Origin of the sequence: Paenibacillus sp. IHBB 3054, assembly GCF_051594305.1 — a bacterium.
Lineage (GTDB): Bacteria > Bacillota > Bacilli > Paenibacillales > Paenibacillaceae > Paenibacillus_AQ.
Genome location: NZ_JBOFBG010000028.1, coordinates 1 through 13,175 on the forward strand (window position 1 = coordinate 1; position 13,175 = coordinate 13,175).

Annotated in this window: 13 protein-coding genes; 4 read left to right on the forward strand and 9 right to left on the reverse strand. The window is 48.8% G+C overall.

Features of this window, described 5'->3' with window-relative positions:
- Nucleotides 1–139: 139 nt before the first annotated feature.
- Complete coding sequence (locus ACQ76X_RS24370) at nucleotides 140–1,348, reverse strand: Acg family FMN-binding oxidoreductase (RefSeq protein WP_438496313.1); 1,209 nt, start codon at nucleotides 1,346–1,348, stop codon at nucleotides 140–142.
- 12 nt (nucleotides 1,349–1,360) lie between these two features.
- Nucleotides 1,361–2,008: a TetR/AcrR family transcriptional regulator gene (locus ACQ76X_RS24375; RefSeq protein WP_438496314.1), complete on the reverse strand. Its 648-nt coding sequence runs from the start codon at nucleotides 2,006–2,008 to the stop codon at nucleotides 1,361–1,363.
- A 272-nt stretch (nucleotides 2,009–2,280) separates the two neighbouring features.
- On the opposite strand from ACQ76X_RS24375, the gene ACQ76X_RS24380 reads away from it, so the two are divergent.
- Nucleotides 2,281–2,406: a DUF4023 family protein gene (locus ACQ76X_RS24380; RefSeq protein ID WP_341089863.1), complete on the forward strand. Its 126-nt coding sequence runs from the start codon at nucleotides 2,281–2,283 to the stop codon at nucleotides 2,404–2,406.
- 94 nt (nucleotides 2,407–2,500) lie between these two features.
- Here the strand turns inward: ACQ76X_RS24380 and ACQ76X_RS24385 are convergent, their stop codons facing one another.
- The 3 genes from ACQ76X_RS24385 to ACQ76X_RS24395 form a co-directional block, all read right to left on the reverse strand.
- Nucleotides 2,501–3,196: a hypothetical protein gene (locus ACQ76X_RS24385; RefSeq protein WP_438496315.1), complete on the reverse strand. Its 696-nt coding sequence runs from the start codon at nucleotides 3,194–3,196 to the stop codon at nucleotides 2,501–2,503.
- Between the two features lie 162 nt (nucleotides 3,197–3,358).
- On the reverse strand, nucleotides 3,359–3,883 hold the full coding sequence (locus tag ACQ76X_RS24390) for a GNAT family N-acetyltransferase (protein WP_438496316.1): 525 nt from the start codon (nucleotides 3,881–3,883) through the stop codon (nucleotides 3,359–3,361).
- Between the two features lie 57 nt (nucleotides 3,884–3,940).
- On the reverse strand, nucleotides 3,941–4,792 hold the full coding sequence (locus ACQ76X_RS24395) for a hypothetical protein (protein WP_438496317.1): 852 nt from the start codon (nucleotides 4,790–4,792) through the stop codon (nucleotides 3,941–3,943).
- Nucleotides 4,793–5,225: 433 nt separating this feature from the next.
- Here ACQ76X_RS24395 and ACQ76X_RS24400 point away from each other — a divergent pair, with 433 nt between their 5' ends.
- Nucleotides 5,226–6,767 carry an acyl-CoA synthetase gene (locus ACQ76X_RS24400; protein WP_438496401.1) on the forward strand — a complete coding sequence of 514 codons (1,542 nt, stop codon included), beginning with the start codon at nucleotides 5,226–5,228 and terminating at the stop codon, nucleotides 6,765–6,767.
- A gap of 127 nt (nucleotides 6,768–6,894) precedes the next feature.
- On the opposite strand, the gene ACQ76X_RS24405 is transcribed toward ACQ76X_RS24400, so the two are convergent.
- The 4 genes from ACQ76X_RS24405 to ACQ76X_RS24420 all read right to left on the reverse strand — a co-directional run bounded on the left by ACQ76X_RS24405 (nucleotide 6,895) and on the right by ACQ76X_RS24420 (nucleotide 10,144).
- A complete protein-coding gene (locus ACQ76X_RS24405; RefSeq protein WP_438496318.1) occupies nucleotides 6,895–7,788 on the reverse strand; it encodes a lysostaphin resistance A-like protein in 894 nt (297 codons plus the stop codon).
- A 74-nt stretch (nucleotides 7,789–7,862) separates the two neighbouring features.
- Nucleotides 7,863–8,459, reverse strand: coding sequence for a hypothetical protein (locus ACQ76X_RS24410; protein WP_438496320.1), 597 nt, complete (start codon nucleotides 8,457–8,459; stop codon nucleotides 7,863–7,865).
- 180 nt (nucleotides 8,460–8,639) lie between these two features.
- Nucleotides 8,640–9,080 (reverse strand): HEAT repeat domain-containing protein, encoded by a 441-nt coding sequence (locus ACQ76X_RS24415; protein ID WP_038586039.1) that lies wholly within the window; start codon nucleotides 9,078–9,080, stop codon nucleotides 8,640–8,642.
- A 158-nt stretch (nucleotides 9,081–9,238) separates the two neighbouring features.
- A complete protein-coding gene (locus tag ACQ76X_RS24420; RefSeq protein ID WP_438496321.1) occupies nucleotides 9,239–10,144 on the reverse strand; it encodes an aminoglycoside phosphotransferase family protein in 906 nt (301 codons plus the stop codon).
- 297 nt (nucleotides 10,145–10,441) lie between these two features.
- Here ACQ76X_RS24420 and ACQ76X_RS24425 point away from each other — a divergent pair, with 297 nt between their 5' ends.
- Nucleotides 10,442–10,903, forward strand: a complete 462-nt coding sequence (locus tag ACQ76X_RS24425; RefSeq protein ID WP_438496322.1) for a hypothetical protein — start codon at nucleotides 10,442–10,444, stop codon at nucleotides 10,901–10,903.
- Between the two features lie 286 nt (nucleotides 10,904–11,189).
- Complete coding sequence (locus tag ACQ76X_RS24430) at nucleotides 11,190–12,374, forward strand: nucleotidyltransferase domain-containing protein (RefSeq protein WP_438496323.1); 1,185 nt, start codon at nucleotides 11,190–11,192, stop codon at nucleotides 12,372–12,374.
- The last annotated feature ends 801 nt before the right edge of the window (nucleotides 12,375–13,175 follow it).

The following is a 13,175-nucleotide window of genomic DNA, read 5'->3' on the forward strand; positions in this document are numbered from 1 at the left end:
CATCCAGCCGATCAATGCAAGCTCTTTTTTTCAACTTCTTTTTCGAGCCCGGCGTTGATGTTTCGCGGCCAGAAATAGAATATATCATGTATTTGAGAACATTGCAACACTTTATTTATATTACCCCTTTTCAGCTTTATTATTCTGAAGATTCGCTGATTAGCAATTCGTGCACATCTCTTCTCAAGCTTAAAGGCGCTCCCTTTACTGGAGTACCGATACGTACGAGCATTTGAATGGTCTCTCCATCCGCTGCATAACTGCGGTGAATATCGCTGTATAGCTGGCTCATTTCGGGATATTCCTCCAAGGCCTGGCTTAAGGGCTGTATGGCAAGGCCCAAACGGTGAGCGGACAGCACCAGCCTGCTGTATAACATTCCGCTGCGGACCTGGCTCAAACGGCTGTTGTCGGCAGAACGAATCATGGCAAAGGCAGGCGTGTTGTTTACGGAAGTTTCAGTCGATGTGATGAATTGCTTGGAAGCAGCCTCTCCCTTGTTCAGCGAAGGAAACAGTGTAACTAGACCTTGCAGCATATGACGCATAAGCCCATCCGTTCCCTGCCCCTCTACGGAGAAGCCATAACGATATTTATTCTTCTCTTTTTCATTAGATCGGAATATCCTTGCAGACTCTTCCATGACCGGCTCGACGCCAGCCTCAACAATAGATGCTTCTTTTATGTAGTTTGCGAGCCGCTTCATATTATCCGTATCTTGAACAATTCTTATGGAAATATCCTTATTCTCTTGAAGACCCTGCAGCTCATCTACCTGATCGGCAAGCAGTGAATCCGATCGGTATGCCCCTCTGTTGGTGTCCGAAAGGAATAAATACGGGTAGAGTGGCTGGCTCGCGGAGTTCATTTTGGTGAGAGTGATGACCGCTACAGGTTTGGTGCCTATACTCTGCACAAGTCTCTTCTCATCATAGTCCCCTTCCGGAAACAGCTCAATCGCTGTCTCATAACCTAGCTCTTCTCCGGCAACCCTGACATATTCTAAAAAAGTCCCCTGTGAAACCATGAACTGCCGTGCATATGGATCAACTGCAGGCGATAAACGTTCACTATCCGCGTACAGAGCAAACTTCAGCGGATCGCTGCTGTCCAGCTTGATCTTCCACGGCTGCATGTTGTGGCTGCTGGCAGCCAAAAGCCCATGCGCGGCCAATTGCACCCTCGGGTCCGTGATTGCAGCAGAATAGCTTGGCTTCCAAGGCTCCAGATACTTCTGCTCCCGGAAGACTCCACTAATGAACATTAATGAAGCAAAAGTTATGACAATCAAAACGCCAATCGCTGAAAGAATGAGAATCACCCGTCTTCTCCACCTTATCCCTTTCACGTTCTCTCCCCCTTAGTTACGGATAGACTCAAGCATGAGAGTAAATGCTGCCGAAACCAGCTCATCCGGTGTTGTAGAATGCATGTGGCGGATGTATTTTTCCTTCTTATGCGCAGTATTCAGCACACCAATCACACAAGACCAAAGTACGAGCGCTGTTTTTACCACATCCAGGTCCTTGCGGATCCCCCCTTCATCCATCCCCTGACGCAAAAGTCCAACCAAATATTCCGTCATTTCTTCACCCAGGGCATAACATTCATCCCTCGCCTCGTCCGTCACCCCACTCTCAAAATCGATCTCTGCGGTCTCATATTCAATAATGGCCTTGAAGTATTCCGGATGCTGCCTGCTGAAGCTGTAAAAAACATCTCCCATTTGCCTCAGACTCTCTATAGCTGTAACTGCGCCTGCATTCTGGATCTTCTGCTTCAGCAAACCGATCATCAGCCTATAGCCCCGAATCATAATTTCAAAATAGATTTGCTCCTTGCTGTTGAAATACACGTATACGGTTCTTTTGCTGAACTCAGCCGCTTTAGCCACATCGTCCATGGTCGCCTGATTGTATCCTTTGGCAAAAAAGACATGCTCCGCCGCTTCCAGGATGTCATTTCGACGGATCTGTTTTTCCTTCTCCCTGCGTTGATCGATTCCCAATGGTTTCGCCGCCTCCACATTACACCACAGTGTCATAAAGTAAACTATAAGTTTACTTTGCTCCATTTTAAATGTTTTGTCAACCATTGGATTGCTCCAGAAAAGACCAACCGCATGTTGAGACAGTCACATACCGCTCAACGTGAATGATTTGATGCCTATATGGTTACAGTAACAAACAGCAGTTTGGTTAAGGCCTATGCTTCCGAAGCGAGTTATGTACGAAGTGGACCCGAGAAGCGGATGCTCACAATACTTTTAGGAGGTTCAGCATGAATACTCACGAATTTGTGGAGAAGTTTCAGGAGAATCAGCGGAAGGCGGAGAAGAACAAACGCCGGGGGAAGGGGTCACCAGAAGCAGCGCTGCCAACTAAACAACATGGTACAAATAAATAGACAAGGGGATGTCTGCAGAGCCGGTGGCTTTGACAGACATCCCCTTGTTTTTGCCGATCGCCTATATTGACTCTAACGTCCGAGGGGCTGGTGCTTACTTGCTCAGTTTCGCCACGCTTACGGCTACATTCTCCAACTGTGCTTTACTCAATGATTTATCCGGGGAGCTGATGGTGACATAGCGGTCAGCTACTTTGAAGGTCATCATCGCAAGATCACTAGGCGTGTACCATTTGCCTTCCGTTCCGTTCGACAGCTTCACTGTAGTTCCATCATAGGAATCAGAGTAATCGCGGGGAGAAACAACCACTCTCATATGTTTGAACAGGAAGCTTAGCCCATCCTCGCCGCCGCCAATTTTCTGGAGAGCATCACCGCTGGTCATTTTGAGTGGAGCATAAGCAGTCTCAAAACCCTGGAAGTTTGCGAATGCCTTGGTGATCTCCTGTTTTTGCGATGTGCTGTATGGAACCGCCGCTAAAGTAACAGCTGAGCTATTATTGGTACCCAGAATCACCTGGTTGGATGAGGCGTCAAAGGTCACCGGCACCTTCAGCACATCCGCCATCGCACGTACAGGCAAGTAAGTCGTATTATTATAAGTAATGGGCGCCAGTGTTTTGCCATTGCCGTCTACGGGCGTATAAGCCGCTCCGTTTACTTGGAAGCCGATGCTATGGTTCAGATAGGCACTAATCTTTTGCAGATTAGTTCCTGCGTACACACCTGCCGAGCCCGTAACCGCCATTCCGAATACCATCGTTGCTATGATCATTTTTTTGCTTTTCATTGAATATCGTCTCCCTTGCGAGTTGGTTTGTTATGTCCTTTGCTATAGTTCAATTTAATCATGAACTTGTTTCTAACTTGTATCCGGATTGTAAAGAAGGATTTCCAAGTCAGAACAGCCCGCCTATCTTTGCGATAGCGCGGGCTGTTTAGGGTATGATCACTATGGGTGGCTGCCTGGTGCTGTAACTCTATACACCTCAGTGTACAGGATTTCCCTGTACTGATGGAATTCCTCCCGGTTTATCGGGCGGGGATACGTCATAATGCGCAGCGGCAGATCAGCCTGTCCTGTACGGAGCGGGGGCTGGTTATACTCATAGGCATTGAGGTGAAAGCCAAGCCGCTCATAAAACCCGATTCTCCGCTGCTCCAGTTCCCCGCTTGGCGGCTCTACCTCCAGCAGAATAGGAATGTCCGAACGGCCGATATAATTGAGCATCAGCTTTTTGCCGAGTCCTCCTCCCCTGATGCCGGGATCTACTGCTATATGCTCGACAAAACGCAGAGCCGGAAACTCCCACGCCGCCAAAAAGGCGAGCGTCCTCCCCTTGGCATCCTGCTCAGTGAACAGGCGGTAGTTAGGGTTATGCAGCAAAGATCGCTGCCCGCTGTAGGTTCTGATCTCACTCACTGGAAAAGAAGATTTCATAATACCAAATATCTCATCAAAGGTTGTAGGGCCCATAATCAACTGCCTGCTTTCTGGTAAAGTGTGTATCGTTTAGACTGCTGTACAGGAGGTTTAGACCTGCTGCAGCTTGACGGAATATGACCTGCCATTATATTGAAACTTAATCATATCTTTATCTAACGTAAACTGTTTCATTTGCATCTTCCGTTCCTGTTCAAGGGAATATACATATACCTCATATTCATAGCTGCCATCACCATCAGGACGCTGGCTCACCGATACATATAGCTTGTTCTGTTCCTCGATTCCCCAACTATAGAAGTAACCGCCTGCGGCACGGAAGGAGAGAATTTCAATATTATCCGCCGGATCGCCGGTCTTCAGCGCCCAAGCCTGATTCCTCAACGCCTGTGCGCCTCCCCGGAACATGGTGTACGTATGGTAGACTACATATTCACCTACACCCTGCAGACTATTGAGCTTTGTATATTCATCGGCAGCCTCAGGCAATGCCAGCGTCCAAAGCTTACGGGCCTTCGCAGCATTCAGCTCGATATCCGCCGGATCGCTAAGATAAATGGTGAAAGGCTCCAGCGGGATACCTGCCGGATCAGTACCTTCCCCCTCCATTGGGGGAGCAGGTGACCAGACGATCCCGGTTGAGGTTGCCGCCGCAAAATTATAACGCTTCGTCGCGACATTGTGGCCTGGGAAGAAATAAGTCGTTCCTTTTAATTGAATAGAGAGTGCGTTTGATACCGCCGCTGAGCTAGAAGGTCCGGGAACAGCCGGTATGACGGAAGCGCCAGGATTAGCTTGGGCCACCCGTGAAACGAAAGGTGACGAAATGGACGAAGAATCCGCTGAAAGATTACCGGCAGCCGCAGGCCGGCTACTGCAGGCTGACAATAAGCAGGATATTGTTAAGAATCCCGTTATAACAGGGATCGGTTTAAAAAGCATGCTGGAGTCTCCTTATCTTTCGTGAAGTTCTTTAATCTATATATTATAAGTCTTCCAAAGATTGAATGGTCTCAATTTTGATAATTTTTCTCAAAATATGACTATAAATTACATTTTTCTCCTCTCAGATGTCTTTGTAATGCAACTGCGGATGGCGATACACCTAAATCCAGGCTTCCGCTTCGATCAGGAGGGGATAACCAAAACACGGATCTGCAAATAACTCTCAGGCCGTCATCCTTTTTATAGGCATTATAACAAAATAGTCACAGAACCTTCTCTTAGCCTCCTTCTCATTACCTCTAATTAGCATCTGGTACTAAGTAAAGTGCTATACTATAGAGTATGGATATACCATTACGTTTATATAGGAGAGGTTCATTTGGACAATCAGCATTGGATCGCACCGGAATTCTACAATCTGACTTCGGAAATGGAACAGCATCCTTCCGATAAGATTGCGCTTAAATGGTTGCATGAGGATGGCGCTTACGAGGAAATTACCTACGGGGAGCTGTTAGGACAAGCTAACCGGCTTGCCGGCGGCCTTAAAGAACTCGGACTTCAACAAGGTGACCGCGTGCTGGTCATGGTTCCGCGCCGCATTATTGCCTACGCAATCTATCTCGCCTGCCTTAAGCTCGGACTCGCCGTTATCCCTTCCTCCGAGATGCTCCGGGCAAAGGATTTATCCTACCGCCTGCGCCATTCGGAAGCGAGAGCTGTAATCGTCTGGTCTGAAGTTACCGCAGAAGTTAACAAAATCGCCGAAGATCTGCCGGCCTTGGACTACCGTCTCTCCGTATCCGGAAATGAAGATGACCTTGGTGAAGGCTGGATCAGTTTGGAGAGCCTTATGGCGGACAAGCCGGATACTTTCCCGGCCGTAGCCAGCCGCCGCGACGATATTGCCATCCTTGCTTATACCTCCGGCACTACCGGCAACCCTAAAGCCGTAGTTCATACACATGGCTGGGGATATGCACACCTGCGGATCACCTCATCCCTATGGCTGGACATCCGCGAATCAGATACCGTCTGGGCAACTGCAGCACCGGGCTGGCAAAAATGGATCTGGAGTCCGTTCTTAACTGTGCTCGGCAATGGTGCCACTGGTTTTGTCTACAATGGTCCATTCCATCCGGACCGGTATCTGCAGCTGCTTCAGGATCAAGCCATTCAGGTATTATGCTGCACCCCGACGGAATACCGCTTAATGGCCAAGACGGAAGGACTGCCGCAGTATGACCTGTCCAAACTGCGCTGTGCCGTATCCGCCGGCGAGCCTCTGAACGAGGAGGTCATCCGGACCTTCCAACAGCATTTCGACATTACCATCCGCGACGGCTACGGCCAGACGGAAAGCACGCTGATCATCGCTGCGCTGAAGGATCAGCCTATCCGTGTCGGGTCCATGGGCCAATCCATCGCGCCGGGCATTGTCGAGGTGATTAACGAGGAAGGGCAGCCGGTTCCTGCGGGTGTTGTCGGCGATATCGCCGTGCATTTGAGCATGCCTGCCCTGTTCCAGAACTATTACAAAGACCCTGAACGTAAGGCGAATTGCTCCCACGGGGAGTATTTTGTCACCGGAGACCGGGCGCGCAAAGATGAGGATGGCTATTTCTGGTTTGAAGGCCGGGGAGACGATATCATCATCAGCTCAGGCTACACCATCGGTCCTTTTGAAGTGGAAGAAGCCCTGATGAAGCATGCCATGGTTAAAGAATGCGCAGTTGTGGCCAGCCCTGACGAGATCCGCGGCTCGATCGTAAAAGCCTTTGTCGTGCTGAAGGACAATAGCGCAGGCACACCGGAGCTGATTAAGGAATTGCAGAGTCATGTCAAGGAAATGACAGCCCCTTATAAATATCCGCGCAAAATTGAATTTATCACGGATCTTCCGAAGACTACTTCCGGCAAGATACGGAGAATTGAGCTGCGGGAGCAGGAAAAGCGGTCCGTGCAGGGGTAATGGATAACAGTTGCTAAGTTTCGTATCAGTGTGCGAATCTAACAAAGAGCAGCCCGGATTCGGGCTGCTCTTTGTTGCAGGTACAGTAGCTATTTTATCATTCGGTCTGCTTAAAGCAGCAGCGACATCAACGATTAACTGAACCGAAGCCCTTACCCATCGTATTCCTCATCCCCGTTCCGCGTTTGACAGCCAATAGTATAAAAACAAAAACCAACCCAAGCACAATCGTTGTTACAAGACTTCCCTCTACTCCAAACTCTCCTCCGGTGATCCAATCGGCACCCGTTAATTTCAGCGAATACAACCCATGTGGTGTATTTCCGCTGACTGCGATGCCCAGTACGTACCCTTGAAACAGATTCCACGAGATATGCAGGGCTATCGCAAAATATAAGTTTCCTGTCCGGATGACCATCGTTGAGAAGATAAGAGCTACCAACACAATGTTAAGAAAGCATATCCCGTTGTAGCCCGGATTGGCTATATGCGCAAGTGAAAATAGTACAGAGGTGATGGCCACGGCCCAATAAAGGCCCACGCGACTGGCCAGCAGATGCTGAATAAATCCTCTGAACAGAATTTCTTCGCAGATTCCAGCTAGGATTGCGGTGATGACCAGATCAACGATATCTAGCCGCATAAATTGAGGATTGGCCCACTCCCCCTGAAAAGTTGCTGAGCCGAACCCCCACAGCAGCAGAGAAATACATGTCAAGAGTAGCATTCCGCTAATGAATCCTTGAATGAATCTGGCTCCGTCAGGCCGCGGGAGTCCGATAGAGGTTAAGGGAAGTTTATGCAGGACACGTACCGTAAACCATACGGTGATAAACATATAAAGACCATTTGATTTGAATATCCGCACCCAGCCGTCCTGGTCGAACCATTGCCGGGAATCCACCCGCAGCGAGACCCCAAATGAGACAATCATTGTAATAGCAAATATTGCTGCTGTCAGCAGCAGTATCTCCCATCCTGCTCTGATTTGGCGGTTTTTATTTCTAAATAGATTATGCATCTAACCTGCACCTTCCCTTTACCAATCTGTCCATTAGACGGTAAAAAAGGAAGAAACCCCGCAACAGATTTGGATTATTCCGCCCAATATTCCGCAGCCGGATTGAGGGCTGCACCTACCTCGCCTTCTTTGACCAAATCGCAGTCGAGATAACCTTCCTCATCTAAAAAATAAACTTCCTGCTTATAGAATTCGCATAACGTCTCCAGAAATTTCTGTGGTGAATCATACATCACAACCAGGTCGCCGTAGTCATGCAGCAGGTCGCAAATCCGCTCCGTTCCGTCAGTGGACCGGTAGTAGCAAATAAAGTCGCTGCCGTAATTGGTCAAGATCGGAAGAATCACTCCGTCTGTCCGGTGGCCCTTCTCCTCCAGAATGCCTGCCAGCACCTGCATTTCCTGCTTATATTCCTTAATATGAATCAGCCTGTATCCCGGTATGAACTCAATCAGGCTTGGTTCTTCCTCATCGCTGCCGGTACCTGAAACCGCGCTATAAATTACTTTTAGAAGCTCCGGCACTTCGGGCACGATGCTGCTGATTGAAGAGTTACCGTCTTCCGGACGGCTTCCCAGGCTGGCAATATAATTGGGGCGCAATTCCCCGGAGAGCTTAAGAAATTCCTGAAATTGCTCAAAGAGCGGTTCGTTTGATGGGTTAGTGTTCATGTTGTCATCCTTTGTGTGTAATTGATATAGGAAAAGATTGCTGCTGCAATGTTCCAATCTCTTCCTCTTGCCACCTTACTATATATCCGCCGGGCTTAGCAATGGAGTGAGCGGCTGGAACTAAAAACGAAAGAGCCAAGGACTTGTCCAGTCCTTGGCTCCCCGCTATATTACTGCTAACTATTTCGTCGCTGAAATCCACAACTTCTCCAGCCATTGATCGAAATCCTCGCCCTTCTCACCTTCGTAAGCATCGTAGACGTCGATTCTCATCTTCTTCAGCTTTTCCTTGAACTCTTCATACGAATGGTCTTTAGGGAGACTCTTCTTGATGCGCAGCGCAATCTTGGATACGCCTCTGAACAGCTCTGCCTTATTCTTCGACGGCACCTTCACATCTTCGCCGAAGGCTTTCAGCTTCTCATACGCAGCTTCTTGAACGGTATATACAGGATCGCTAATCATCAGGCGATTCAGAATATCGATAATTTGTTTGTGCTTCGTCTGTCCCAGCTCTTCCACTGCAGCAAGACGCGCTCTCCAATCCGCCGAACGGCCGGCGGCTTTCTTCAGCTCCTCGTAATTCTCGGGCAGCTCTTGGTTCACTTCTTCATTATTCAAACGATACAATCCCCTTCTTGGTTAAATCTGCTGATAGTGCAATTCTACCGTACTGCACTCCTTAATTTCAATCTTTTGGCCAAACATTAATACGCCGTAAAAAAAATCCTGCAGAATCGCCTTCGTCTTCTACAGATTGCGGGCATCTTCGATGTGCCTTATGCCTGATACCAGCGCGGAATGACTCTACTGAAATAATCATAATCCTCCAGCGCCATCCTGCCGCGGGTCATCATGCATTCAATGTCGGCTGCCCCAAAGGGGATCGACCACTTAATCGAAAAAAGCGAGCTGTAGGCCACGTACAGTGCCTGCCTGTTCCAAAATTCCTCTGGAGGCGTTCCTTCGAAATATCCTTCAAGTTTGCCTTTGGCAAACGGAACGCTCCGGTCTCTGTCAAAGAACTGCAGCTTATAGAACTCTTCAACATAATCACCGTTATCCCAGCGGTTGAAGTCAATTACTCCAATCCCGCCTTCAGGAGTGTAGATGAGATTGCCCATATGAAAGTCTCCGTGCTGGTAGACCTTCTTCACGTTATGGATAAGCCTGATATTTTCTTTTACATAAGCAATAGCTTGCTCATCGCCCTCCAAATGATACAGGCAGTCTTCGTATTCTTTGATCCGGGCCAGAATTTTCGCCTGCATCTGTACTTCCCATTGAGGAAGGTCATTGCTATTCGGGATGGAGTGCATCAGCTTCAATATCCTTCCCGCCTCCACGCCAAGCTCATACTGTTCCTTAGCCGTTAGCGTAAGCAGACACTCCTCCAGCGGACGACCCTCTACCCACGTCAGCAGCATATAGGTATACCTGCCTTGGCCGCATGTTCCGAAATCAATCACCCGCGACATCGGAAAATCAAGCTCATTAAACAGCTTTACAACCTGATGCTCTGCCTGCTTCCGCTGGAAGGCTTCAATGCCCGAGATCCTCAGCAGCAGCTTGCGCCCGGCCTCATCCTCGACATAATACTTTTTATCCTTCGACCAGCCCTTAAGTACCGGTTCGATGATTGTCCACGATTCCGCCCCGTGAATTCCGCTTAATTCCTCATGCAATTCCCTCTCCCCCTTAAGATCTAGAAGTCAGAGATTCCCCAAACAAGCTTCTACTTATAACTATTTTTTCGCCAGTTCAGGCAACATCAGTGTCGCTCTCCTCTTCTTGTGGCATCGGATAAATATCTTAACATAAATGGACCCTACTGGAAATGCAGTATTAACTGGCCAAAATCAGAATTATCCACTCGAAAAGTGGGGGATCTCATTTTCCTGTAATGGATGAAAGTGGTAAAATATTTGCACGGGACGGATTCACTTCAGCCCTAATCTGTTCGAAATAAGAAACAGGAGAAGGTGGTACTCATTCCAGCAGTTATTGCAGCAGGCTGCATTGCGGTCCTTGCATTGGTCGGACTAGTCTTGAGATTCCTACAGGTACGGAAGCAGATGAGCGCCTGTGAGATCATATTTTCTGAGCGTTTGGCTAACTTCTATGGTCTTTCTTCCCTAGGCCCAGGTCAATTCCACGGAAACGGCTGGCTGGCCTTGACCAAAGATTCCCTGATCTTCAAGATGTATTTTCCGGCCAAAAGCTTAAACATCCCTCTTGAAACGATAAACAGGGTGGAGGCCGTACGTACCCATCTGGGCAAAACCGGAAAAGCGGGTTCCTCCCTGCTCCGTATCAGCTATCTCACTGGAGAGCACGAAGAAGCTGCCGCCTGGAACGTGGACCATACCGCACAATGGATCGAAGGGATTAGGGCAAACGGTAGAACAGGCCTCTTTTCCCGGGAAGGAAATCGGCATCTATAAAGAGGCATCCGGGTGCTCTACAACGAGATGGAGAATGGTAAATACGTCCGGCAGACCGCTTCCAGTGTTTGAATTTTCATTGTGGATTTGGGCAATCATAGAGTTTCTTACATGCTTCTATTGCACATTGTATGTTTAATTAAAGACATGCCCAATGCAAGGACAATGCACATCATCCACATAAAAATTGACAAATTTCGGATGACGGTGTTACGCTCACAATGCGTTCTTTAAATAGAACAAATCCGCCAACGGATCTGTTCACATTCCACTAAGGAGAGTCTCTATGACTGACCGGTATACCCTTGATAAAAGGAGCTTATCTAAGGAAGTATTACTTCTTCTTGCACTGCTTACAGCTGACAGCATCGATGATATGGCGGAGCGGAATCCGGAGCGGTTCGCGGATATCGACTGGGAGCTGATGATCCGGCTATCGCTGCATCACCGCGTTTATCCTTTTTTATATCCCAAGCTTAGCCGCATGCAAGGTGAATCTGTACCGTCTGTGGTTACCCAGCGTTTGAAATGGGAGTACCGCAGAAATACCGTCCAGATGCTTCAGCTCAGCGGTGAAATGGGGAATATCGGCGAATCGCTTGCCCGGCTGAATATCCGTTCTCTGTTTCTGAAGGGTCCGGTGCTTGCACAGGATTTATACGGTGATATCTCGCTGCGCACCTCGCGTGACCTCGATTTTATTGTGCCGATGGAACAGCTGGCCGAGACGGAAGCATTGCTGGTCTCTCTCGGTTACGTGAAAGAAGAGGAATTCGAGAGCATATTGGGAGACTGGAAGTGGCGCGAACATCACAACACCTTCAATCACCCCGCCAAAAACATCAAGGTTGAGGTTCATTGGCGATTAAGTCCCGGGCCTTCTAAGGAGCCGGTTTTTGATGAGCTTTGGAAACATGCACGGACAAGCAGCCAGCTCGGACAAAACGTCCATTACTTGGGCAGGGAGGATTTATTCCTGTTTCTGGCTGCGCATGGGGCAAGGCATGGCTGGTCGAGGCTGAGATGGCTGCTGGATATTAAACAGCTGCTTCTGCAAGAGCCTGACGCCGGCGTGTTGACCGGGCTGCTCCGGCGTTATAATTACGACAGCGTTGGTGGGCAAGCCTTGATCCTCGCGGCGGATTTGCTGGAGGTGCCGATTGCTCCCGGTCTGTCCGGGTTGACGGACAAGCCGAAGGCTCGCCGGTTGGCACAGCTTGCACTTTTCTATGTGGCACGTATGGTTAATCTGCACAATCCGCCCCTGGAACCCGAGGTGGAGCGGCATTACAAATATTATCAGCCGGCGATTCTTACGCCGTGGCATCAGTTCCTATATGCAGCAGGCTTCCTTTATCCTTATGCGGTGGATAAGAAAACGCTGCCCCTGCCGAAGCCACTGCATTTTCTTTATTTCCCCCTACGCCCCTTCTTATGGACTTGGCGAAAACTAACCGGCAAAAAGAATTAACATATTTACATAAGTGTGATAAGGCAGCTGCTACAGGGCGGGCCAAATACAATTGTACAACGTGGACGGAGATACACGCCTGTGGTTTGTGTTTGGGTAGTGCGGGTTCGAGTTCATAGTGCGGGTGCGGGTTCATAGTTCGGGTTCGGGTACAGGTGGGAGTGCGAGTTCGGGTTTCCCCCTCTGTTTGGTTAGTTGTATTTCGTGCAGTTATAATCCAGCTTTTCGTGTTCGATATGGATATAATTGCACTCCTTACATCTATTTTGAGGAATTCAGCTAAAAGTGAGCAAATTCCTATTTTTAGTTGCACAGACTACATCTAACTCCCAGAAACGGCCGCCGTGGCACCAGATAGCTGCAGTAACTACATCTAACTAGGCTGCTGTCCAAATCAAACCTTCATCTATATAAGCTAACCTTGAGATTGCGGCGGAGTGATGATTTCGCGTGCTTAATCGGAGGACGGCACAGGAGAAGGATGTGTGTGCCGTTGGGTGAGCTGGGTATCGCGTGCAGGGCGTTGGGTGAACTGAGTACTGGGTGAGCCGAGCGTTGCGTGTGCGGGACGTTGGGTAAACCGAGTTATGGATGAGCCGAGCGTTGCGTGTGCGGGATGTTGGGTGAACTGATACATAAGTGCCGAGCATTGGGTGAGTAAGCATTGCGCGTGCCCCAAATTGGGTGTGTCGAACACCCATTGCCCGTATGCGGCAGTTAAGCTCTGCTATGGCGTCGATGGGGTTTAGAGAGCATTTTCACTAATTATAGTAAAAGCCATCAAGGAATCTGGTGTACTTC